This is a genomic window from Bacillus sp. FSL W8-0519, assembly GCF_038005585.1.
In the GTDB taxonomy this organism is placed as follows: Bacteria; Bacillota; Bacilli; order Bacillales; family Bacillaceae_G; genus Bacillus_A; species Bacillus_A paranthracis.
In genome coordinates this window covers 502,598-525,203 of sequence record NZ_JBBOTL010000001.1, presented here as the reverse complement: position 1 = coordinate 525,203, position 22,606 = coordinate 502,598, and the positions used below count along the sequence as shown (strand labels likewise).

General features: G+C 35.7%; 25 protein-coding genes. 8 read left to right on the top strand and 17 right to left on the bottom strand.

All coding sequences use genetic code 11. The annotated features are described in order from the left end of the window. Window positions 1-12: 12 nt before the first annotated feature. The 4 genes from NST14_RS02720 to NST14_RS02705 all read right to left on the bottom strand — a co-directional run bounded on the left by NST14_RS02720 (window position 13) and on the right by NST14_RS02705 (window position 3,340). Entirely contained in the window at window positions 13-1,773 is a 1,761-nt protein-coding gene (locus tag NST14_RS02720) for an ABC transporter ATP-binding protein (RefSeq protein WP_016716390.1), read from the bottom strand. A 54-nt stretch (window positions 1,774-1,827) separates the two neighbouring features. Then, window positions 1,828-2,358, bottom strand: coding sequence for a nucleoside tri-diphosphate phosphatase (gene ntdP / locus NST14_RS02715; protein WP_000506628.1), 531 nt, complete (start codon window positions 2,356-2,358; stop codon window positions 1,828-1,830). A 251-nt stretch (window positions 2,359-2,609) separates the two neighbouring features. Continuing rightward, window positions 2,610-2,870 carry a YgaB family protein gene (locus NST14_RS02710; RefSeq protein WP_000997582.1) on the bottom strand — a complete coding sequence of 87 codons (261 nt, stop codon included), beginning with the start codon at window positions 2,868-2,870 and terminating at the stop codon, window positions 2,610-2,612. A gap of 188 nt (window positions 2,871-3,058) precedes the next feature. Continuing rightward, window positions 3,059-3,340, bottom strand: coding sequence for a gamma-type small acid-soluble spore protein (locus tag NST14_RS02705; RefSeq protein ID WP_000039045.1), 282 nt, complete (start codon window positions 3,338-3,340; stop codon window positions 3,059-3,061). 125 nt (window positions 3,341-3,465) lie between these two features. Between NST14_RS02705 and NST14_RS02700 the strand changes: the two genes are divergently transcribed. Next, window positions 3,466-3,690, top strand: coding sequence for a hypothetical protein (locus NST14_RS02700; protein WP_000289263.1), 225 nt, complete (start codon window positions 3,466-3,468; stop codon window positions 3,688-3,690). Between the two features lie 187 nt (window positions 3,691-3,877). Here NST14_RS02700 and mutY read toward each other — a convergent pair whose 3' ends face one another. After that, window positions 3,878-4,975 (bottom strand): A/G-specific adenine glycosylase, encoded by a 1,098-nt coding sequence (mutY, locus tag NST14_RS02695; protein ID WP_000171405.1) that lies wholly within the window; start codon window positions 4,973-4,975, stop codon window positions 3,878-3,880. A gap of 149 nt (window positions 4,976-5,124) precedes the next feature. On the opposite strand from mutY, the gene NST14_RS02690 reads away from it, so the two are divergent. Beyond that, entirely contained in the window at window positions 5,125-6,105 is a 981-nt protein-coding gene (locus NST14_RS02690; RefSeq protein WP_000379131.1) for a metal-dependent hydrolase, read from the top strand. Window positions 6,106-6,129: 24 nt separating this feature from the next. Here the strand turns inward: NST14_RS02690 and NST14_RS02685 are convergent, their stop codons facing one another. Next, window positions 6,130-6,396 (bottom strand): YfhJ family protein, encoded by a 267-nt coding sequence (locus tag NST14_RS02685; RefSeq protein WP_000998157.1) that lies wholly within the window; start codon window positions 6,394-6,396, stop codon window positions 6,130-6,132. A 121-nt stretch (window positions 6,397-6,517) separates the two neighbouring features. On the opposite strand from NST14_RS02685, the gene NST14_RS02680 reads away from it, so the two are divergent. Continuing rightward, window positions 6,518-6,676, top strand: a complete 159-nt coding sequence (locus tag NST14_RS02680) for a small, acid-soluble spore protein K (RefSeq protein ID WP_000517891.1) — start codon at window positions 6,518-6,520, stop codon at window positions 6,674-6,676. Between the two features lie 38 nt (window positions 6,677-6,714). Further along, complete coding sequence (locus NST14_RS02675) at window positions 6,715-6,867, top strand: YpzG family protein (protein WP_000122093.1); 153 nt, start codon at window positions 6,715-6,717, stop codon at window positions 6,865-6,867. A gap of 64 nt (window positions 6,868-6,931) precedes the next feature. Here the strand turns inward: NST14_RS02675 and NST14_RS02670 are convergent, their stop codons facing one another. Beyond that, window positions 6,932-7,249 (bottom strand): YfhH family protein, encoded by a 318-nt coding sequence (locus NST14_RS02670; RefSeq protein ID WP_001057035.1) that lies wholly within the window; start codon window positions 7,247-7,249, stop codon window positions 6,932-6,934. 9 nt (window positions 7,250-7,258) lie between these two features. After that, entirely contained in the window at window positions 7,259-8,071 is an 813-nt protein-coding gene (recX, locus tag NST14_RS02665) for a recombination regulator RecX (protein WP_000268520.1), read from the bottom strand. A gap of 81 nt (window positions 8,072-8,152) precedes the next feature. Here recX and NST14_RS02660 point away from each other — a divergent pair, with 81 nt between their 5' ends. From NST14_RS02660 to NST14_RS02645, 4 genes are all read left to right on the top strand, one after another. Next, window positions 8,153-9,058: a TIGR01777 family oxidoreductase gene (locus NST14_RS02660; RefSeq protein ID WP_229143099.1), complete on the top strand. Its 906-nt coding sequence runs from the start codon at window positions 8,153-8,155 to the stop codon at window positions 9,056-9,058. Between the two features lie 140 nt (window positions 9,059-9,198). Next, entirely contained in the window at window positions 9,199-10,329 is a 1,131-nt protein-coding gene (locus NST14_RS02655) for an amidohydrolase (RefSeq protein ID WP_000698301.1), read from the top strand. Between the two features lie 241 nt (window positions 10,330-10,570). After that, a complete protein-coding gene (locus NST14_RS02650; RefSeq protein WP_000914738.1) occupies window positions 10,571-11,128 on the top strand; it encodes a GNAT family N-acetyltransferase in 558 nt (185 codons plus the stop codon). A 110-nt stretch (window positions 11,129-11,238) separates the two neighbouring features. Then, on the top strand, window positions 11,239-11,358 hold the full coding sequence (locus NST14_RS02645; RefSeq protein WP_000358480.1) for a YfhE family protein: 120 nt from the start codon (window positions 11,239-11,241) through the stop codon (window positions 11,356-11,358). A gap of 364 nt (window positions 11,359-11,722) precedes the next feature. On the opposite strand, the gene NST14_RS02640 is transcribed toward NST14_RS02645, so the two are convergent. The 9 genes from NST14_RS02640 to NST14_RS02600 all read right to left on the bottom strand — a co-directional run bounded on the left by NST14_RS02640 (window position 11,723) and on the right by NST14_RS02600 (window position 22,598). Continuing rightward, window positions 11,723-12,889, bottom strand: a complete 1,167-nt coding sequence (locus NST14_RS02640) for a diglucosyl diacylglycerol synthase (protein WP_000594702.1) — start codon at window positions 12,887-12,889, stop codon at window positions 11,723-11,725. 412 nt (window positions 12,890-13,301) lie between these two features. Beyond that, on the bottom strand, window positions 13,302-14,033 hold the full coding sequence (pflA, locus tag NST14_RS02635) for a pyruvate formate-lyase-activating protein (protein WP_000238472.1): 732 nt from the start codon (window positions 14,031-14,033) through the stop codon (window positions 13,302-13,304). Window positions 14,034-14,102: 69 nt separating this feature from the next. Further along, a complete protein-coding gene (pflB, locus tag NST14_RS02630) occupies window positions 14,103-16,352 on the bottom strand; it encodes a formate C-acetyltransferase (RefSeq protein ID WP_000195487.1) in 2,250 nt (749 codons plus the stop codon). A 339-nt stretch (window positions 16,353-16,691) separates the two neighbouring features. Then, window positions 16,692-18,236: a glycosyltransferase family 2 protein gene (locus tag NST14_RS02625; protein WP_229143098.1), complete on the bottom strand. Its 1,545-nt coding sequence runs from the start codon at window positions 18,234-18,236 to the stop codon at window positions 16,692-16,694. Next, complete coding sequence (locus NST14_RS02620) at window positions 18,229-19,194, bottom strand: NAD-dependent epimerase/dehydratase family protein (protein ID WP_000037033.1); 966 nt, start codon at window positions 19,192-19,194, stop codon at window positions 18,229-18,231. The genes NST14_RS02625 and NST14_RS02620 overlap by 8 nt, the downstream gene beginning before the upstream one ends. Further along, window positions 19,191-20,435 carry a nucleotide sugar dehydrogenase gene (locus NST14_RS02615; RefSeq protein ID WP_001103215.1) on the bottom strand — a complete coding sequence of 415 codons (1,245 nt, stop codon included), beginning with the start codon at window positions 20,433-20,435 and terminating at the stop codon, window positions 19,191-19,193. The genes NST14_RS02620 and NST14_RS02615 overlap by 4 nt, the downstream gene beginning before the upstream one ends. Further along, the gene (locus NST14_RS02610) at window positions 20,425-22,005 is read right to left on the bottom strand and encodes a glycosyltransferase family 2 protein (protein ID WP_000458457.1); all 1,581 of its coding nucleotides are present in this window, start codon (window positions 22,003-22,005) and stop codon (window positions 20,425-20,427) included. Before NST14_RS02610 ends, NST14_RS02615 begins: the two co-directional genes overlap by 11 nt. Continuing rightward, window positions 21,986-22,180: a hypothetical protein gene (locus NST14_RS02605; protein ID WP_000899481.1), complete on the bottom strand. Its 195-nt coding sequence runs from the start codon at window positions 22,178-22,180 to the stop codon at window positions 21,986-21,988. Before NST14_RS02605 ends, NST14_RS02610 begins: the two co-directional genes overlap by 20 nt. A gap of 16 nt (window positions 22,181-22,196) precedes the next feature. Continuing rightward, a complete protein-coding gene (locus NST14_RS02600) occupies window positions 22,197-22,598 on the bottom strand; it encodes a hypothetical protein (protein ID WP_000335520.1) in 402 nt (133 codons plus the stop codon). Between the last annotated feature and the right edge of the window lie 8 nt (window positions 22,599-22,606).

Here is a 22,606-nt window from a genome sequence, read left to right as displayed (position 1 = left end):
AAACAGCTCCTTTTACGCTAAAGGAGCTGTTTCTGTTATATGTTGAAGTTGATATAAATTGTGGTAATATCCTCTTTTTTTCATTAATTCTTCATGAGATCCTGTTTCTTTAATTTCACCATCTTCAATGTAAATAATCGTATCCACATGCGTAATCGTCGCCAATCGATGTGCAATTATGATCGTCGTTCGATCAGCAGCTAACGTTTGAAGCGCCTCTTGAATATATCGTTCATTTTCTAGATCCAAAGCGGAAGTCGCTTCATCTAATATAAGTAACGATGGATTCTTTAAAAACACGCGTGCAATCGCTACACGTTGCCTTTGCCCACCAGATAACTTCACACCGCGTTCCCCGACGACAGTATCATAACCATCAGGTAACTCAATAATAAAATCATGAATTTGCGCAGCTTTGGCAGCTGCAATTACTTCTTCCTCTGTAGCTTTCGGATTCCCATATAAAATATTTGCCCCGATTGTATCGCTAAATAACAAATTATCTTGCAGTACAATTCCAATATGACTACGTAAATTTCTCATATCATACTTTCTAACATCTATCCCATCTACATAAACTGTGCCTGAAGAGACATCATAGAAACGCGGGATTAAACTAGCAAGAGATGACTTCCCTCCCCCACTCGCTCCTACAAGTGCTACCTTCTCTCCTGGCAATATAGTTAACGAAAGGTTATGTAATACCTCTTTTTCATCCGAGTTGTAACGAAAAGATATATTATCAAATATCACTTCACCATTTAATTTTTTCGTTTGTACCGCACCTTGTACATTCACAATATCGTATTTTTCGTCTAACAGTTCAAACACCCGATCCATCGATGCGAAAGACTGTGTTAATGTCGTAGAGGAATTGACAAGGCGGCGAAGTGGACTATACAAACTATCCATATATCCAACAAAGGCAACCATAGTTCCTAAGGTTAACTGCCCCTGAATCACTTCATACGCCGCAAAACCGATCACGAGTAACGGCCCTAAATCTGTTAACGTATTTACTGCCGAAAATGTTCTCGCCGTCCAACTCGTATGTGTTAACGCTTTCGTCAAAAATTCATTATTTCTTTTTTCAAATTGCTTCCCTTCATACTCTTCTAATGCAAAGCTACGTGTCACTTGCATCCCTTGAATACGTTCATGTAAATACCCTTGCATCGTTGCTAACGCTTGTGAACGCTCTTTCGTCAATTTTCGAAGACGCCCGAAAAAATATTTCACTGCCACTACATAAATAGGTAAAATTAATAGCGCAACAAATGTCAATTTTATATTCATAGAAAACATAACAATGATAGCGATAGCAATTGTTGCCGTGTCTAACCAAACATTCATCAAACCAGTAATTACAAAATCCTTCGTTTGTTCTACATCATGAATGACACGCGAAATAATCTCCCCTGTTTTTGTATTCGAATAATAACGTAAACTCAACTTTTGTAAATGACCAAAAATATGTTTTCGCAAATCATATAGTATTGTATTTGCGATACGCTGCGCAAAATATTGACGATAATATTCAATCGGTGGTCTTAACACTGCAAAAATAAAAAAGGCAATCCCAATCGCTGTTACTAGTTGGGACGTCTTATCTTGAAGTGACCCTCCGCCCTGAATGACATCATCAATAATATACTTTAATAACCACGGCATAATGAGCGGGATGCCGAATTTAACTAGACCAATCATAATCGTAATAGCAATAAGCCATCGATATGGTTTAACAAATTGCAAATATCTTTTTATACCTTGCACATAATCCCCCCTCTAATAGGACAAACCTGCGGGGAAATCCCCTGCAGGTTTGTTTTAATTTCTGTACATTAAATATCTCTCATACCACATATCTACAAAGTCTGGTGCGAATGGCCCTTTTCTTTGATGAATCCATTGTGTTAGTTGTGCTACATTTCGTTTTAAAATCGTATCAATTACAGGTGGATATTGCATAATTTGACTATGTTTTTCATATTCATCTTCATCTAAAAGTGTATATGTCATATCTGGATACACTTTAATATCTAAATCATAATCAATATACTTTAACGCTTCAGAATCATATGCAAAAGGTGAGCTTAAATTACAATAATAATATACGCCCTCTTCCCTTAACATTCCAATCACATTAAACCAGTAGTTTGCATGAAAATAACAAATTGCTGGTTCACGAGTAATCCATGTTCGGCCATCTGATTCTGTCACTACTGTACGATCATTTGCTCCGATCACAAGACTTTGTGTCCCTTTTAAAATCGTTGTCTCTTCCCACATTCTATGAATGGAGCCATTATGTTTATAACTATGTATTTGTACTTTTTCTCCTTCTTTGGGAAATCCCATATATGCTCCCTTCCTTCAACTGCAAATGCCCTTTGAACTGCATTCACTTTTTTTCTATTATAACTTTTTTGTCGAAATTTTAAAACTAAAGCGATAAGACTCTATATTTTACACTGAATACGATATCCTTAATCCTATTAAGAAACAAAGATCTTCGCTTAACATTTTATAAAGGAAGAAATGAGAATAAAAAAAGTCCTTCCTCATTTCCATGTACAGAAGGACCTTTCACCTAAAGGCAACAATATATCTTATCCTAAATTTGAAATCATTTTTTCAGTTTCAAAAGATTGAATCACACTATTTGTTTGCTCTTCAAATTTCTCATGTAATAGCTTGAGCGCTAATTCTGTTCTATATATTTCTTGGCGGATAAAATGTAATTCCTTTTTATCGCACGTATCCTTTTCGCTCATTTCAATTTGCTGATACTTCTCTAGGTGAGCTTGTAACTTCAACAACTCATCCATCGTTTCCAATTGCTCTCCTACCAACTTATCAAAATCGTTCATTACTTACCCCCTTTTGGACTTATTTATCATTTATTATTCCTCATTACATATTTCTAATCTTTAACTTCCTTCTCCTTTGACTACATTTGTTGACTTATTAGAAGTTATGTCGTTCGTTTTATTTTCATTCCCATGACCAAAGCACAAAGAAAACACTTCTCTCGAATTAGAGAAGTGTTTTTCTTTCATTACTGATTTGAACTAGAAGATTGTGATTGTTTTGCAGCTGATTGTGCATTTTGTTTTTTCACAGCATGCACGTCTGTTTCAGTTGCAAATTCAGTACCATAACTAGCGTTTGCACTTTGTGCACCAGAAGCTTGTGCTTTCTTCGCTTCTGATTGTGCGTTTGCTTGTTTTACTGCTTGCACATCTGTTTCAGTTGAAAACTCTGTACCATAACTAGCATTTGTACTTTGAATGCTAGCACCAGAAGTTGCCTTGTTATAACCTTGTTGTTTTTTACTCATCTTTCTCACCTCCACAATCAATAATGTAACCAATTCAACTAGAAGCTATCCGTAATTTTCTTTTGAAAAAATTCCGCATATATCTCTTGTTACTCATTCAAACTATAGAAAATGGAGGTGGGAATATGTATGTAGGACGCGATATGACTGAACTAACGATGGTTTCAAAAAGTGAGTGGAAAGAAGATGAATTGGCTTATTTTCATCATTCATTACAACAGATTTTGCCGTATTTAAATGCAGAAGGTCAAAGTATCTACAAAGAAATTGTAATAGAAATTGAATCAAGAGGCGGCTTACAAGAAGGTGATGCTAGTTGGACTCATGGGACAAAAATTTCTTACGATTAAAAAAGTGTTCCCAACCTGGGAACACTTTTTTTGTTTATCCCGCTTTAATGGGCAGTAAGACCCCCACCTCAAAATGCAGCGAAAGCAAAGAAGTGAGGTGGGGGTCGGGCTGCCCATAAAAGTCCGATTGGTGAGGGCTGATAATCAGTGGGGGATGAAGAAAACCCCCACTGATTAAAGTTTCACTTTATTGCATTGTAATTTTCTCAACACAATTCTCATAAATCGTACGATGTGATTTAGAGAAAGGTAACTGCTCAAATGCTTCTTTCGATACAAATTTCAATGTATCTGTTTCAACGATATCACCAGTTACTTTTCCGTAAAATACGAATATATCCCATGTGCGATGTGTAAATGTATGTTGTACATTCATTGCGTATTCATCAATAGAAATCGAGAGCTCAAATTTTTCTTTCATATAATCTGTAAGCTGTTCTTTCTGACTTCGAATCCCTTCGCCAAGTTCAATATTCGGAAACTCCCACATGTTAGCTAATAAACCGGTACTTGGACGTTTATTAATGACGTAACGACCATCTTCAGTTTGAAGTACTCCTGCAACGATCGGTACCATCGTAGGGGCTTTCGCTTTACTTTTTACTGGTAATTCCTTTTGAACACCTTCAGCATATCCCCTGCAATGCTCACGTACAGGACAAAGTAAGCATGCTGGATTTTTAGGAATACAAATCAATGCTCCTAATTCCATCAAACCTTGATTAAAATAAGATGGATTTTCAGCCGAAATAATTTCACGCACAATCTCTTCAAACACTTTTCTCGTTTTTGGTTTTGCAATGTCATCCCATACTGATAAAATGCGAGATAATACACGCATAACATTTCCGTCAACTGCCGGCTCTGGTATACCATATGCGATACTTAAAATAGCACCTTTTGTATAGGGACCGACTCCCTTTAATTTCTCAATCTTCTTTACATCACTTGGTACAATCCCGCCATATACTTCTTTTACTTCTTTTACGGCTGCATGTAAATTTCGCGCTCTAGAATAATAGCCTAAACCTTCCCATGCTTTTAACACTTCTTCATCATCAGCATTTGCCAAAGCTTCTAGAGTAGGAAACTTCCCCATGAAATTTGCGTAATATGGTTTTACAGCTTCTACCCTAGTTTGCTGCAACATAATTTCCGAAACCCAAACACGGTATGGATCTTTATTTTTACGCCACGGTAAGTCGCGTTGCTCTTTTTCAAACCAACCAATTAAATCATTTTGAAACTGCTCTATGTTAAAATTATTTAATATTTCAAGTGTCAAACTTGGTCCCCCTCATTTTTTTGCATATAAGTACTATTATAAAGATTTTAGGAAAAAATTTAAGTAAGATGACATAGGAAATAGAAGGCAAAGGACTTGAGGTATCGAATAAAAAGAGTTACATTAATAAAAAACGGAGGTGGATTTCTATGGACACAGCCACTCACCTTGTTATGGGCGTTACTCTAGGCAGTTTGGCCACGTTAGATCCAGCCATAGCACAAAGTGATATTGGGCCACAAGCAGTTATGCTTGCTACAATTGCCGGCTCCAATATTCCTGACATCGATACAGTTTTAAAATTGCGTAATAACGCTAAATATATAAGAAATCATCGTGGGATTACTCATTCCATTCCTGCAGTGATTCTTTGGTCTTTCCTTATAAGTGGCATCTCTTTCGCCTTCTTTTCAGACGCTCCATATTTGCATCTACTACTTTGGTCCTTTATTGCCGTCTTTCTTCATGTCTTTGTAGATATTTTTAATGCCTACGGTACACAAGCATTACGGCCCTTCACAAAAAAATGGGTAGCGCTCGGCATCATTAATACATTTGATACCGTCATTTTCTTTATCCATATACTCGCAATTGCTTGTATGCTCGTAGGTTCCCATAAAGGATATACTGCCTTAGCAGCGTATATATTAATGATTGTTTACTACATCGGACGGATTATGATGCATAGAAATATAAGAAGTGTTGTACAAAAACGTTTCAAAAATGTTGAGAAGATAATCATTTCTCCTTCTTATCGATTTTATCATTATCATTTAGCAGTCGTTACAACCGATTATTACTACGTTGCTAGATGGCATCGTGGTAACATTATGATCTATGATAAGTTCGATCGGGTACCGTTCCCAGATAATGCTATTATGCGCGCAGCTAAACAAGATGAAAACATCTCAGCATTTTTATCTTTCTCCCCTGTATATCGCTGGGACATTTTCGATTATGATCATTATTATGAAGTTCGATTCATTGATTTGCGATATCGTAGTAAAGACTATTATCCATTCGTTGCGATCGTTCAACTCGATCATAATTTAAATATTATTAGTTCCTATACAGGATGGATTTTTAGTGAAGAAAAACTTCGAAAAAAACTGGAGTTACTTCCACATTAAAAAAAGCGACTTCAGTCGCTTTTTTTAATGTTTCAAATGATCTTCTTGATTGATTAGATGGCTATATTTCGGATTATTTGTACGCATTTCATGAAGGCGTCCTCCATGATTATTAATCCATGATCGCACAACTTGTTCAGTCATTTCTTCTCCTTGATAACGACCTGATTTCGCATAAGTCGTTTGAAAATCTTCCCACAGTAATTCAACCCAAGCACGCGCTTGTGCATAAGAAAGCTTGTCATTTTTGTCTAATAGTTCTTTCGTTAATGCTTCATAAATATCATTCATGTTCTAATCTCCTTTACCTAATTATCCCTTCATTTCTAAAGGATAGTTTCTTCTATTTTGCACATTCTATAATTGATACTTCTTCAAGAGGTATCAACTGATGATGAGGAGGGCGTTCGCAATGGGTAAACAAGCCGAATTTTGGTCTGAGTCAAAAAACAACAGCAAAATCGACGGTCAACCGAAAGCGAAATCACGCTTCGCTTCGAAGCGACCTAACGGCACAATTAACACGCACCCACAAGAACGTATGCGTGCTGCAAATCAGCAGGAAGAGTAGTAACAAAGTAACTTAACTTCCTACACGAGGTGATAAAGATGAGCTACCGTGATCGCTTAGATAGTCGTTCTGAATTATTTAACCATACGTGGACTCGTCCGAAACATGCAAAAGCGCAAGTTAACGGACAGACGCAACAAACCCAGTCTCTCATTATCTTGGCGAATGAATGTAAAAAACGCCAATTTTAGAATCTCCTATCTCCTGTAACGCCTACCAAAGATGAAAACCAGAGAGATATTCGCTCTCTGGTTTTTATTTTTCTTGTAATAAAGAAATCGGTATTCCTATCTCTTCATTATCATTTTGCTTATGTCCCCAAGCAAATACCCCATTGAAATACGTAATTTCAAATAATATACCAGGTTCTTCTACTAATTCATACGTTTCACCAATATGGAATTTGTTTATGTCAGTCATATAAGCGCGAGCCATTGCTATCTTTCGCATTAATACATCGAACTCATTTACAATTCCAAGTTGCTCAGCTTTTATTGCTTGCTCTTTCAAAACCCCAATTTCTTCCCTTAGCTCATATGGTGTCATTTCACTGTAGCGTTTTGGCATATTCATTTTATTCCCTCATCCCTCTTCACGTTTCATTTGCAAAAATATCTCTATCTCATCAATAGAGAATCCTTTACGATATAACGCTTGTTTCATCTTATTTTCAAACGTCCATCCATCATACTTCTTATATTTCTCATAGTATTTGTTCCCATGATAGTGTAACGCTTCTTGTTGCTTTTCGTCATCTTTTTCGTCTTTCAATTCTTCTAAACAAATTTGAATCACATCTCTAGAATATCCTTTACGAACAAGCATTTCGTCTAATTTTAGCTTCATTTGTAAAAACGAATGCTTTTGATAAGACTTTTTCTTCTTTTCTATAAGAATTAAAGCATTCTCAATTTGCTTTTCCTTCGGATATTCTTGTAAACTATGCGTAATAATTAGATCCTGAACACCTTTATTTAACAACTCTCTTTTAATAACCGTTGGACCTTTTCGATTCACATTACTTTGCGTTCTCGTATATAAAATAGCATACTCTTTATCATTAATATATCGGTCATGTAATAATTTCGAAACGACTTCAGAGATGATGGCTTGTCCCACTTCTTTTTTTCGTAAAAAATCTTCTATTTCTAGTTTCGTTCTCATTTGATAGGATAAATAGGAGATTGCTTGTAAATATGCTTTCTGTACCTCTTCATTGTACAAAATATTTCCTAACGCTATTTCATCAATTTCTAAGCCCTTTTGTAATCCGTGTTTTATTAAGATTACTTCATTCACACTAAATCCGTATTCTTCACCTTGACCTTTATCGATATAAATATTAAACCGTTCTTTCGATCGTTTTTGTACTTCTATTTTTGTAATGACAGCCATACTCTCACCTCTCTATTATTTTAACATAGTCGAGGAACGTTTTTGCTTTTCAAGAATATATATAATGAGGAGGAAATAATTGTGAAAATCGCAATTTCTGGTGGTACCGGCTTTATAGGTAAATACCTTTCTACCTTTTTTATTCAAAAAGGATATACTGTTTATATTCTCTCACGAAAAAAAACTGCTGAAACTTCCGATCCTAACCTTCAGTATGTACAATGGACACCAGATTTACAAACCTTCCCCCTCTCTTCTATTGATATAGTTATTAATCTAGCTGGAGAGTCTATTAATAGTAGATGGACAAAGAAACAAAAGAAAGTCATTTTAAACAGTAGAATTCAAACAACAAAAGGACTCATTAAACAATTGCAGGCACTCCCTACAAAACCACACACATTTATTAACGCAAGTGCAATTGGATACTATGGAACATCTGAAACCGAGTCTTTTACAGAACAGCATGTGACTCCTGGAAATGACTTTTTAGCAAATACAGTATATTCATGGGAACAAGAAGCATCTAAAGCACGTGCTCTCGGAATACGGACAATCTACGCAAGATTCGGAGTCGTATTAGGTCTAGACGGAGGAGCCCTTCCAAAAATGCTACTTCCCTATCAATTCTATATCGGAGGTACAGTTGGATCTGGAAATCAATGGTTATCATGGATTCATATAGACGATGTTGCTTCCATGATTGATTTCATCATACACAAAGAAGAAATTGATGGACCTCTTAACATTACAGCTCCTGATCCTATAAGAATGAAGGAATTTGGAGAAATCATTGCAACTATAATAAAAAAACCTCATTGGTTACCTGTCCCTTCATTTATGCTTCATGCTTTATTAGGCGAGATGAGCATACTTGTACTAGAAGGGCAACATGTATTACCTAGTAAAGCAATTGAGTATGGGTATCAATACACATTTCCGTCAATAGACCATGCATTACAAAATATACTTTCGCATACAATGTAGTACTTCTAAAACACAGTTTTACAGAGGGCCCTTTCAAAACTTTTATTTTCTAGCATCCGGAGCATTATTACACAAATAATCTTTCAGTTACTTTCCCTTACATTCCATTAACATTATAAAGTAACAGAAATGAGGTACCTATGAAAATATTGCTCAAACAAGCCATTGTCTATCCTATTACATCCCAAAAATTTCAAGGGGATGTACTCGTTATAGGAGAAAAAATTGCTGAGGTCAAGCCTTCCATTCAACCTACTCAAGATATGACAGTTATAGACGCACGTGCTCTTCATCTCTTACCTGGATTTATTGATGTCCATACCCATCTTGGTCTCTATGATGAAGGTACTGGTTGGGCTGGCAATGATGCAAATGAAACGTCTGAAGTTTCAACACCCCATATCCGTTCTTTAGACGGAATCCACCCTTTGGATATTGCATTTAAAGATGCGGTACAAAATGGAATTACAACTGTTCACGTTATGCCAGGAAGTCAAAACATTATCGGTGGTACGACTTGTGTAATAAAAACAGCCGGAACTTGTATTGATCATATGATCATTCAAGAACCTGCTGGCTTAAAGATTGCCTTTGGCGAAAATCCTAAAAAAGTCCATAGTAATGGAACAAAAGAGTCCATTACGCGTATGGGAATTATGGGATTACTTCGGGAATCATTTTATGAAGCACAGCACTACGGGCATGAAGCAGATTTTCGAATGCTTCCTATTTTAAAAGCATTACGCCGTGAAATACCCGTACGTATCCACGCTCACCGAGCAGATGATATTAGTTCCGCTCTACGCTTTGCAACAGAGTTCAATCTTGATTTACGTATTGAACATTGTACAGAAGGACACTTTATTGTTGAAGAACTTTCAAAACACAATTTGAAGGTTTCAGTTGGCCCCACGCTTACACGCCGTTCTAAAATCGAACTAAAAAATAAAACATGGGATACTTACCATATATTATCAAAAAATGGAGTGGAAGTTTCCATCACAACAGATCACCCCTATACACCCATTCAATATTTAAATGTTTGTGCTGCTGTCGCAGTAAGGGAAGGATTAGACGAAAAAACTGCACTAGAAGGAATCACTATATTTCCAGCGCGAAATTTACGTTTAGAGGATAGAATTGGAAGCATTGAGGCTGGAAAAGACGCTGATCTTGTGCTCTGGACCCATCATCCTTTCCATTATTTAGCCAAGCCTGTACTAACTATGATTGATGGAAAAATAATTTACAAAAAAAATAAAAAAAACTAGTTTATTTTTTTGACTAGATAAAGTATTATACGATTATAAACTGAATGAAACCATAATCAATTTGTGTCGTGATTATCATTTTCAAATTGATGAATGGGGAAGGCAAATGGTGCGCCACCAGCGTTAGAAACTGGTTCTAGTGGGTTCGATTCCCACCCCGAAATTTTTTAAAGATTGATATAAAAATTTCGAGGGTGGGGTGTTTTTTCGTCATGCTACCCTCGTGTGAGGAGGAGTTAGTATGTTGAAAAAACGCGACTTACACGACAGCCACGTTCTATACGAGTTAATGGTGGATCCAGCTGTCTTCCCTTTTGTGCGTCAAAAGGCTTATTCTTATGAGGAATATTTATTTTTAACGAAACAAACGATTGAAGCTGAAGAGCGTGGGGAATTAATTTCACGCACAATTTTAGATGAATGGGGTAACCCTATCGGAACAATTACTTTATTTGATGTGCAAGAAAAAGCCGGATTCCTTGGAACATGGCTTGGCAAACCTTATCACGGAAAAGGCTACAATAAATTGGCAAAAGATTCATTTTTTAGCGAACTTTTCTACGAGTTAGATATTGAAACGATCTTTATGCGTATTCGCAAAATAAATATTCGTTCTATTAAAGCTGCAGAAAAATTACAATATGTAAACCTAGCAAACGAAACAAGAAAAGCCGTTTATGATGAAATTAACGCAAATGAAGAAGTATATAACTTATATGAAATTCCAAAAGATCAATATACACTTGCTACAATGCGAGATACAACGTTCCAAGATTCTCATCACTTAAAAGAAGCATAATCTAAATTTTCAGAAATAATAATTAACCATTAACATTTTGATATATACGTATATCACCCCATGTCTTTGGAAACGATAAATAGTGACTTTAGGACACGAGGTGATTTGTAATGGATAAAAAGAAACGTGATAAAGCAAAAAACGCATTATCTAGTACACAAGAAGTTCTCTACCAACGAGAATTTCGTAAAGCAGATCGCGCAGCGGGTTATCGCTCGAAAAGTATTTAAAGTGAGAATGAATAATTAGAAGTTCTCCCCCCCTAATTATTCATTCTCATTACATATTTTTTCTACGTGATAGAGTAGGAAAAAGGTTCCTTATAAATAAGGAACCTTTTTTATGTGGATAACGTTATCCACATAATTTATAGAATTGTGAATAAATTAGGCAAACCTTTCACCAGTTTATATATCGTAACGCACATCAAATGTTAGAATTGTGGATATTTTTCTAAAAATTGTGGATAATGTGGATATAGTTGTTAATATTCCGACTTTACTGTTTAATGAAAGCGCACTCTTTATGTGGATAAGTCTTTATCTTCGAAAATAATAAAGAACCCTCTTTAAACATACAAAAGAGGGTTTCATATTAAGTAAATGATTGTGCAAGAGCAGGTGATTTAATAGGTATATGATTCGGTTCTACATGGTTTTCTGCCAAAATTGTATCCACAATATGATCAGCTGGCTCTGGACGATAAATGCTTTTCATCGCTTCTTTCATTTGAAGAAGCCTCATATCATCTTGTAATAACGCCTCTGTTTTTGCAAAAACCTCACTATCATCACGAATGACAACTGCAGCCCCTTTTCTTTCAAAGTACATCGCATTTTCATTTTCTTGTCCTGGAACAGGCTTATATAAAATGACAGGTACTTGCAATGCTGCCGCTTCACTTAACGTAATACCGCCTGGCTTTGTAATCATACAAGAAGTAACACGGAATAGTTCATCAATATTTTCTACATAACCAAATACTTTTAATGCATCAGGATTTTTTTCCTGTAACCCTAACAAATCCTGTTTTAACGCTTCATTTTTCCCACAAACAACAACTACTTGTAAATCAGGTACTGACATAAATGATTGGCATAGTTCTTTTACACTTCCTAATACTCCATGAGCACCTGCTACAATTAGTAAAATCTTTTTATTCTTACATAACTGATATTTATTATATATAATATCTGAATTGATCTTTAACTCAAAACTACTACGAATCGGAATTCCAGTTTCAACAATTTGCTCCGCAGGCACACCAATATCAACCATAACTTCTTTTACGTGATCAGTTGCTACAAAATAACGATCTACTTCCCGATGAATCCATATTTTGTGTACACAGAAATCCGTTAATACGTTATACACAGGAATTGAAATACCTGTTTGCTTTTTTAATTCTGGTACAGCTATAATCGGAAACGTATTAATAACAATATCCGGTTTCTCCGCTTGTAAAAGTAATTTCAAACGTTTTCTTCCAAAATTAGCATACCAAGATGCTATTTTTTTATCATAAATTTTTTCCACGCCATAATAAAACAAGCGGTACAATTCTTTTCCTATTGTATAACTTTTTAAATATAAATATTTTGTAATATCGGTTATAACCGGATGTGATTCTCCGAACAAATCGCATACAATTACATCTTTAATTCCTTTTTGGCGAAATGTTTGTTCTAATGTTTTCGCTACTTGCACATGACCGTTTCCGTAATGTGCAGTTAATATTAAAACCTTGGGGTTTTTTATCAAACAAATCCACTCCTAGCTTATTGTTTCTCCATATTGCATATACGACAATAGGAAAAACATTTTCCTTAAAAATTACATAAACAGACTCTAATATTTCTCTTTCAGCTATGTACCTGTCGTGGATATGCAAAGCATATAAGATTGACCCCTTAATCCTATCTGTGCTCATATCTTTACATTATACTTTCCTATAAGAGCTTTCGCAATAACTTACAAATGTTCTCTATTCCATGATACTCACTCTTTTACTTCTTAATTCTTTTTACTATTTTGATTTCCCTTTACAATTATGTAAATTTCTCCACTTATTCCTTACAAAAATATGGATATTCTATTTTCAGTATACTCTTTTCTCCATATATACTCTAGGTTTTATTGTAAAGAAAGCAAAAAGCCTAACCCAACATTTGGATTAGACTGCTTGTAAAATATGTCTTGCTTCTTCTACATTTTTTTCAGTAGGCGGTTCTACATTTGCGAGTGGATACTTATGCCCAAGTGCCTCCCATTTATATACACCAAGCTTATGGTATGGTAGCACTTCAACTTTCTGAACATTAGACAGACTTTGAATAAAACTAGATAGTTTTTGTAGATCCTCCTCATTATCAGTAATGCCAGGAACTAATACGTGTCGTACCCAAATCGGTTTATTTTTATCCGATAAATAACGAGCAAATTGTAAAATATGTTCATTTGGTTTTCCTGTTAATTTACGATGTTTCTTTGAATCAATATGTTTCAAATCCAATAAAACTAAATCTGTGTACTCCATTAAAATATCTAGCTTATTTTGGAATTCTGGTTCTTCAGAATAACAACCACCCGAAGAGTCAATTGTTGTATGAATTCCAATTTCCTTACATTTCTTAAATAATTCAATTAAGAAATCTAGTTGTAATAATGGTTCCCCACCACTAACTGTTATACCGCCTCCGGAAGCTTCAATAAAAGGAAGGTAACATGTCACATCCTGCATTACTTCTTCGACTGTTATTTCTTTTCCTTTACCGATCTCCCACGTATCAGCATTATGACAATATTGACAACGTAATAAACACCCTTGTGTAAATATGACATAACGAATTCCTGGGCCATCAACAGTACCACAAGACTCTACAGAATGAATTCTTCCTTTTACCATGTTACTTCCTCCTTTATTGAAACAGCCTCCCTCTGCTATTTATAAAATGCAGAGGGACACTTTTTTCATTTACATGCTTTCATGCATTGTACGGTTAATTACATCGATTTGTTGTTCACGAGTTAATTTAATAAAGTTTACAGCGTAACCAGATACGCGAATTGTTAATTGTGGATATTTCTCAGGATGTTCCATTGCATCCATTAATGTTTCACGGTTAAATACGTTAATATTTAAGTGATGTCCTTCTTTTACTGCATAACCATCAAGCATTGATACTAAGTTACGTACTTGTACTTCATCCTCTTTACCAAGTGCTTTTGGAATAATAGAGAATGTATTAGAAATGCCATCTTGTGCATCTTCATATGGTAATTTAGCTACAGATAATAATGAAGCTAACGCACCTTTTGTATCACGTCCATGCATCGGGTTCGCACCTGGTGCAAATGGTTCTCCAGTACGGCGACCATCTGGAGTGTTACCAGTTTTCTTACCGTATACAACGTTAGATGTGATTGTTAAGATTGACATTGTATGAACAGAGTTTCTATATGTTTTATGTTTACGAAGTTTATTCATAAATGTTTTCACAAGATTTACAGCAATTTCATCTACACGGTCATCATTGTTACCGTATTTAGGGAAATCTCCTTCAATTTCAAAGTCAACTGCAATTCCGTTTTCATCGCGAATTGGTTTTACTTTTGCGTATTTAATTGCACTTAAAGAGTCTGCTACTACAGATAGACCCGCGATACCTGTTGCCATTGTACGAAGAACATTTGTATCGTGAAGTGCCATTTCAATACGTTCATAGCTATATTTATCGTGCATGTAGTGAATAACATTTAATGTGTTTAAATATAGACCCGCTAACCATTCCATTGTCATATCAAACTTATGCATAACTTCTTCATAATCTAATACTTCAGAAGTAATCGGTGCGTACTCAGGACCAACTTGTGCTTTAGATTTTTCATCTTTACCACCGTTAATCGCATATAGCAATGCTTTTGCTAAGTTTGCACGTGCACCGAAGAATTGCATTTGTTTACCGATTCTCATTGCAGATACACAACAAGCAATCCCGTAGTCATCGCCGTAGTCAGCACGCATAATGTCATCATTTTCATATTGAATTGCTGATGTTTTAATAGACATTTTCGCACAGTAGTTTTTAAAGTTCTGTGGTAATTGTTTAGACCAAAGAACTGTTAAGTTTGGTTCTGGAGCTGGTCCTAAATTATCTAGTGTATGCAAGAAACGGAATGAGTTCTTTGTTACTAATGGACGGCCATCTAATGCCATACCGCCGATAGACTCAGTTACCCAAGTTGGGTCACCAGAGAATAATTCATTATAATCAGGTGTTCTTGCAAATTTCACAAGACGTAATTTCATAATGAAGTGATCCACAATTTCTTGTACGTCTTCTTCTGTTAAAGTACCATTTGCTAAATCTCTTTCAATATAAATATCTAAGAATGTAGAAGTACGTCCAAGACTCATTGCAGCTCCGTTTTGCTCTTTAATTGCTGCAAGATATGCGAAGTATAACCATTGGAATGCTTCTTGAGCAGTTGTTGCTGGCTTAGAAATATCAAAGCCATGAGAAGCAGCCATTTGTTTTAACTCTTGAAGTGCACGTATTTGTTCAGATAACTCTTCGCGTAAACGCATTGTATCTTCACTCATTACACCGCCAGTTAAATTTAAATCTGCTTTCTTCGCTTCAATTAAATGATCTACTCCATATAATGCTACGCGGCGGTAGTCACCGATAATACGTCCACGTCCGTATGCATCTGGAAGACCCGTAATAACACCTGATTTACGAGCAGCTCTCATTTCTGGTGTATAAGCATCAAATACACCTTGGTTATGAGTTTTTCTCCAATCTCTAAAAATACGACTAAGCTCTTTATCCATTTCGTATCCATAAGATTCACAAGCTTGTTCCGCCATACGAATACCACCATACGGTTGTAAAGAACGTTTAAATGGTTTATCAGTTTGGAAACCGACTACTTTTTCAGTCTCTTTATTTAAATATCCTGGTTCATGTGATGTAATAGAAGAAACAATTTTTGTATCCATATCAAGAACGCCACCGTTTTCACGTTCTTTCGTTGTTAAATCCATTACTTGATCCCAAAGTTGTTTCGTTGCTTCAGTTGCTCCCGCTAAGAAAGATTCATCTCCCTCGTAAACGTTTACATTATTTAAAATGAAATCGCGAACATCAATCTCTGCTTTCCATTTTTCACCTTTAAAGTTTTCCCATGCATTTTTAACATTTTCTAATACTTGAGTCATCCTAATCTCCTCCATTTTTGATTAGTACAGGACTAAGATTTTTTATATAACAGCTTACACACTTAGAATACTACTTTTTTACGAAAGTGAACGAAATAGTTGTGACATGTTTGTGAAATGTTGAGCAAACTACTATATACATAGTGTTAACTTCATTTTAAAGTCTTTAAAATTAACCCTTTCCTTAATTGTATTTTTTTGGTATTCTTATATGCGAGTCCTATTTTGTAATATAAAAACAATACCCATTGTAGAGCTGTAATACTCTTATCTCCTAATCTGTTATAGTTTTTATAACAGAACAAAAAAGTGTACATATGTTGTACACTTTTTTGTTACCTATAAAATATCTCTTTTTCTATTTCCATCATGGAATCCACCACGACTGCCTGTTAATGCAATTAATTGCTCTAACCCTTCTATATGATCACCAATAATTCGAAGTACAGCTGGTGGATGACCTATTTTAGCAAAATGTTCACTGGGTCGAATACGGTTCATCTTATCGACTTCAACACGACTTACACATGCAACTTCAAATCCTGAAAGAATAGCTTTCACTTGAGCTACACACGGTGCCAGTAAAGAACTATATCCAATTTCTTCCAAACACTTACGACTAAATGCATTCGGTACAGCAATAAGAGAGCCTACGCCTAGATCTTTTCTATCACAAGCTAAATTTAATGCATATTTAAATGCAGTTACAAGATGAAGCGGTACTCTTAAATCTAAATAATGATTTAGATCATTTAATGCAACATCTGTTCCATCTGCAATAGCTTTTGCAAAAGGATATAACTCACTCGCTGGAATAACAAAATCGCCGTCTATAAATAATACAATTTCTCCTTTTGCGAAATACGTTCCAAGTGAGCGCCCCACATCATTTCCGAGTGCTTCTTTATATACGATTGTCGTTGCTCCCTTTTCTTTTGCAATCGTTGCTGTTTTATCAGACGAACCATTTACAACAACGATAATTTCAAAAGGTTCAATTTTGCGAAGTTCTTCTATAACGTTTCCAATTGTTTTCTCTTCATCTTGTACAGGAATAATGACCGATAATTGCTTTCCCTTATACAAATTCGATGTAACGCCCCATCCTTGATAAAAATCTTCAAAATCTAAAGTATGATAGACACTATCTCTTTTCCTATTTCCATCATAATACCCTCCGCGCTCATCGCTACCTACTATTCGCTCCGCTACAGCTTCTATATGGTCACCTATCATCCGTTTTTCAGAATGAGAAAGACCCGTGCCATACGCAGCATGCTCGGTCGGCCGAAATTTATTTGGTGTAATAACGTCAATTGCACAATGTCGACTAATTCTCCATTTGCTTTGAACAAGACGTAAATGAGCGACAATAGGATTAACAAAACATTCATACCCAATGCTTTGAACAACTTCTTTCGTCAACGCATGAGGTACAGATAATAAAGAGTCAATTTTTAACTCCTCACTCTCTAACATTGCATTTAATATTTGGCGCCACACTGTCACTGAGTGCGGTTTTTGTTTCTTTAAAAATAACGCATCCAAATTATTTAAAACGATGTCGGCCTGATCATGTAAAATTGGATTTAGGAATAATTGTAACTTTGAAGTTTGAATAACAAAATCTCCATCTATAAATAGTAATACATCACCTATCGCGTGTTTTGCGCCAACTGCACGGCCCACATCATTCCCCAGTAGCTCTGTATACTTGATTACTTTACACCCTAAATGATCAGCAACCTCTTCTGTACCATCGTTACAACCGTTTGCTACTACAATAATCTCTACTGGATTTAATCCTTTTGCCGATTGAATAACGTCTGAAATCGTATCCACTTCATTACATACAGGTATAATAATCGATAGTGACTTAGCCATTGTTTTCTTCACGAAACCATTTAATAGTTTCTTTCAACCCTTGTTCCCACGTTACTTTCGCTTGAAATTGAACAAGTTCTCTTAATTTCGTTACATCTGGTCTTCTATTTGGAATTTCTTCAAAGCCATGTGGATATACCTCTTCGAAAGGAACTTGAACAATTTTTGAAGAAGAATTCGTTAATTTTTTTATTACTGCTGCTACTTCTTTTATACTCTTTTCATTCTCAGAACCTATATTAATAATCTCACCATTTACCTTCTCATCCATTGCTCGAATCGTTGCCTCTACCGCATCACTTACATACGTAAAACAACGTGTCTGCTTTCCATCTCCATATACGAGAATGTCTTCTCCTCGCAGTGCTGCGCGGATAAATCGTGGGATTACCCCTGCATACGGACCATCTTTCGCTCTTGGACCATAAATATTAAAATAACGAACAATCGTTACAGGTAAACCTTCTAAAGCGTATCCTAAACATAATGTTTCTTCTAACGTTTTACAAATTGCATAACTCCAACGTATTTTAGAGGTTGCACCGTATAATCGATCTCCTTCTTCAGAAAAGGGCGGCTTTGCCTTACCATATACTTCTGAAGTAGACGCAAAAACTACTTTCTTCTTTCCTTTTAGCGCTGCTTGTAAAATGTTTCTCGTTCCATCAAAATTCGTTTCAATAAGCTCTATGCTCTTTTCCATTGTCGTTTTCACACCTAAAATTGCTGCTAAATGAAACACTACATCATGTTGATTTACTAATTCATAAATAGAATTTTTATCTAAAACACTTATTGGAATAACCCGAATTTCTTTCATTAACTCATCATGATATTTATTTTTCCCTTTATAGAAGTTATCAACGATAGTGACATCATAACCTCTTTTCACCAGCTCTTCAGCTAAATGCGATCCAATAAATCCTGCTCCACCTGTGATTAAACATTTCTTACTCATACACTCACCTTCTTTATAATTCCACGTGTATCTACGACTTGCTTTATCCCTTTAAAAACCTTCCAATCGATATTAGAGTGGTCTGTTAAAATTAAAATACAATCCGCTTGTTTAACGACTTGTTCATCCAAAGAAACAGATTGATACACCTTATCTCCAAATTTTGCAGAAGAAATATATGGATCGTGATACGCTATCTCATATCCTGCTTTTATTAACAATTCAATAATTGGCAACGCTGGCGATTCTCTTAAGTCATTTACATCTTTTTTATATGCAATCCCTACAATTAAAACCGTTGCAGGTGATTGCACCACACCTTTTACTTTCCGGACCACTTTCTCTGGCATTTCCTCATTAATTACATGTGCCGCCTCAATTAATTGACTAATTGCTCCATTCTTTTTTATTCTCCACTGGAAATATAAAGGATCTACCGGAATACAGTGTCCCCCTATCCCTGGTCCTGGCCAATACGGCGTAAATCCAAATGGTTTTGTAGATGCCGCTTCAAGTGCCTCATAAAAATCAATTCCTAAACTTTCACATAGTGTATTTAACTCATTTACTAATGAAATATTGACTAAGCGCTGAATATTTTCAAATAGCTTACACATTTCTGCTACTTTTGGGGAGCTAACTGGAACAACTACATCAAATATAGTGCTATACAAAGCCTGTACTTTTTGTTTACACATTTCTGTTTGTCCACTAATGACTTTTGGAATCGTTTGAACTGAATATTGACTATTAGCTGGGTCAATTCTCTCAGGAGAATACCCAATATAGAAATCTTCTCCTACCTTTTTTCCTGTTTGAGAAATAATCGGAATAATAACTTCCTCGAGCGTACCTGGATATGTGGAACTTTCGAAAATGAAGGTTTGTCCTTTTTGAAGGTTTTGTTGTATATAATGCGAAGCTGAAATGAGGGCACTTAAGTCCGGTTCTCTTTGTTCATTAATTGGAGTTGGGACAGTGACAATAACATAATCACTATTTTGAAAATCAGCAATACCTTGATCCGGTGTATTGACTATTAATTTTTTTCTAGTCAATAAACTCTGTAACAATTTAGAAGAAACATCTGGAATATAACTTTCTCCCTGTATAATTGATTCTATTTTTCTAGTATCTTTATCTAATCCAAGCACTGTATGTCCTCTCTCTGCAAAATGAACTGCCAAAGGAAGACCAACATATCCTAATCCGATAATGGCAACTGTACTACTAACATTCATCTGTATTCTCTTCTTCCTTTCTCAATTGTTGAATGATATTTCTATTCCGCTCTCCATCTGTAAAACTCCCGCGCTCGTCTGTGGATTGCAATAAATATGCAATCGCCTCAAGTTGATCACCGAAAATACGATCAAATGCTGGAATACGCCCATTTACAAATCCATGTTGCTCTGGGCGTACTCGATTTGTTTTTATGACATCTACAAAGTCTACCGCTGTAATAGAAAATCCCTCCAAAATAGCTTTCATTTGAGCGAGTGGTGGAATGATAAGAGAATCATATCCGATTTTCTCTATTACTCTTTTATGCATAGCATGTGGTACTGCCGTTAATGAGTTATTCCATAAATCTGGTCGTTTCGCTACCAAATTCACAAAATATTTTCCCATGCTAATTGGGTCTGCCGGATGAAACATATCTAATAAACACTGTAAATCATTCAATGCCACATCATTTCCATCTTCGATAGCATGTAAAAATGGAATTAGTTTTTCCCCTGGAATAACAAAATCACCATCGACAAATAAACAAATATCGGCCGTAGCATGCATAGCTCCTATCGCTCGGGCTACATTATGTCCAAGCGCTTCCTCAAATTCAATAACAATGACATTCTCTAGCTTTGCTTGTTTAACTGTCTCAACGTCCGCTCCATTCGCAACAACTATAATTTCATCTATACCTGCTTTTTTCACTTCTTGTATAACAGATCTTATAGTCGTCTTTTCTTCTGATACTGGGATAATCGCACTATATTTTGCTTTTTCTCTTTGTAATAAAATTGGTTTATACTTTCCTATAAATTCTCTATCCCTCTTTCCTTCCGAAAAGCCGCCACGCTTACCATATATTTCGATTACGTATTGCAAAGCACGTAAATGATCCCCCATAATACGGCTAGTCGCTTTCGGATAAGGAGAACCGGGTGATGTACCAGTATGAACAGGACGCACTTTATTTGTATGAATGACATCGACTGAAGCCATATCGACAATATCTACTCCTCTAGACATCGCCATCGCTTGAAATAGTGCTGGATCCGCTAAATTCCACCAACCAAACTTCTGAATAACTTCCCTACTCATTGCATGCGGAATTGCGATTAAAGATCCAACAACAAGCTCTTTTTTATTCAAATAACGATTCAACATAAATTTTCCAACTGTCGTATAATGCGGTCTCATCTTTAAATAAACGGACCATGTTAAATTATTCACAACAATTTGGTGGCCTTGCTGAATGCCTTTTATAAAACGTTGCAGCTCTCTATGATCAATGACGATATCACCATCTAAAAACAAAACAATGTCGCCTTTCGCTTCTCTTGCACCAATTGCCCGTCCAACATCATTACCAAGAGAATATTTATAATAAATGACATGGCAATGATGTTGTAAGGCTATTTCTTTTGTTCCATCTGTCGACCCATTATCTACTACGATAATTTCATATGGTTTCAATTTCTCCACTTCTACTAAGACTTGTGATAAAGTACTCGCTTCATTATGCGCCGGAATAATAACTGATACCCTCATACTTGTACCACGCTTACCCTTCCAAGCGAACATAAGAAATGATAGGAATACGTACAACTACATCTTCCGGTGGTCCATAAGAAGGAGAAGTACGAACACTTACTGCCCCGTCTGTCACAGATAACAAAATACCCGCAACAATTTCGACCGCTGTCACAACTTGCACTAGCTCACCAACATGGTTACGTAATTCTTCAGTAAATAACATATATAAGTCTCCTTTCTTACGCTTCTTTAATTGATATAATACTTGTAAATGGTAATAAAACTTCTGTTCCTATTCCTTCTTGCAGTGTTAAGAAATCATCACCAACTGCTACAATTACACCTGTTAACTGTCCAACTGTCACCGTAATTTCTACATTTTTACCTAAATACTGCTCTGCAATTTCTTTAAAAGGTGATGTATTACATTCTTTTAAAATGTTACAAATAATAGATTGAAATCTACTTGATTCAATAAATTCTTCCGTAGCTTGCTTGGAGTTTCTTTGAATAAACCTCGCGAAGTTTTGCGAAAACAAAAGTCGTTCCACAGCAGGCAATAACTTATTATCTAAAAAATAATCTAATTGTCTATTAAACAATCTCGATAACTTTTTCCAATACTTACCGAATAAACACATACACTTCT

What these genes read in the sequence shown, in the direction of transcription:
- ntdP (WP_000506628.1), bottom strand. Translation starts at nt 2,358, where the DNA reads ATGGGATTTCCCAAAGAAGGAGAAAAAGTACAAATACATAGTTATAAA.
- NST14_RS02710 (WP_000997582.1), bottom strand. Translation starts at nt 2,870, where the DNA reads ATGAACGATTTTGATAAGTTGGTAGGAGAGCAATTGGAAACGATGGAT.
- NST14_RS02705 (WP_000039045.1), bottom strand. Translation starts at nt 3,340, where the DNA reads ATGAGTAAAAAACAACAAGGTTATAACAAGGCAACTTCTGGTGCTAGC.
- NST14_RS02700 (WP_000289263.1), top strand. Translation starts at nt 3,466, where the DNA reads ATGTATGTAGGACGCGATATGACTGAACTAACGATGGTTTCAAAAAGT.
- NST14_RS02690 (WP_000379131.1), top strand. Translation starts at nt 5,125, where the DNA reads ATGGACACAGCCACTCACCTTGTTATGGGCGTTACTCTAGGCAGTTTG.
- NST14_RS02685 (WP_000998157.1), bottom strand. Translation starts at nt 6,396, where the DNA reads ATGAATGATATTTATGAAGCATTAACGAAAGAACTATTAGACAAAAAT.
- NST14_RS02680 (WP_000517891.1), top strand. Translation starts at nt 6,518, where the DNA reads ATGGGTAAACAAGCCGAATTTTGGTCTGAGTCAAAAAACAACAGCAAA.
- NST14_RS02675 (WP_000122093.1), top strand. Translation starts at nt 6,715, where the DNA reads ATGAGCTACCGTGATCGCTTAGATAGTCGTTCTGAATTATTTAACCAT.
- NST14_RS02670 (WP_001057035.1), bottom strand. Translation starts at nt 7,249, where the DNA reads ATGAATATGCCAAAACGCTACAGTGAAATGACACCATATGAGCTAAGG.
- recX (WP_000268520.1), bottom strand. Translation starts at nt 8,071, where the DNA reads ATGGCTGTCATTACAAAAATAGAAGTACAAAAACGATCGAAAGAACGG.
- NST14_RS02655 (WP_000698301.1), top strand. Translation starts at nt 9,199, where the DNA reads ATGAAAATATTGCTCAAACAAGCCATTGTCTATCCTATTACATCCCAA.
- NST14_RS02650 (WP_000914738.1), top strand. Translation starts at nt 10,571, where the DNA reads ATGTTGAAAAAACGCGACTTACACGACAGCCACGTTCTATACGAGTTA.
- NST14_RS02645 (WP_000358480.1), top strand. Translation starts at nt 11,239, where the DNA reads ATGGATAAAAAGAAACGTGATAAAGCAAAAAACGCATTATCTAGTACA.
- pflA (WP_000238472.1), bottom strand. Translation starts at nt 14,033, where the DNA reads ATGGTAAAAGGAAGAATTCATTCTGTAGAGTCTTGTGGTACTGTTGAT.
- pflB (WP_000195487.1), bottom strand. Translation starts at nt 16,352, where the DNA reads ATGACTCAAGTATTAGAAAATGTTAAAAATGCATGGGAAAACTTTAAA.
- NST14_RS02625 (WP_229143098.1), bottom strand. Translation starts at nt 18,236, where the DNA reads ATGGCTAAGTCACTATCGATTATTATACCTGTATGTAATGAAGTGGAT.
- NST14_RS02620 (WP_000037033.1), bottom strand. Translation starts at nt 19,194, where the DNA reads ATGAGTAAGAAATGTTTAATCACAGGTGGAGCAGGATTTATTGGATCG.
- NST14_RS02615 (WP_001103215.1), bottom strand. Translation starts at nt 20,435, where the DNA reads ATGAATGTTAGTAGTACAGTTGCCATTATCGGATTAGGATATGTTGGT.
- NST14_RS02610 (WP_000458457.1), bottom strand. Translation starts at nt 22,005, where the DNA reads ATGTTCGCTTGGAAGGGTAAGCGTGGTACAAGTATGAGGGTATCAGTT.
- NST14_RS02605 (WP_000899481.1), bottom strand. Translation starts at nt 22,180, where the DNA reads ATGTTATTTACTGAAGAATTACGTAACCATGTTGGTGAGCTAGTGCAA.
- NST14_RS02600 (WP_000335520.1), bottom strand. Translation starts at nt 22,598, where the DNA reads ATGTGTTTATTCGGTAAGTATTGGAAAAAGTTATCGAGATTGTTTAAT.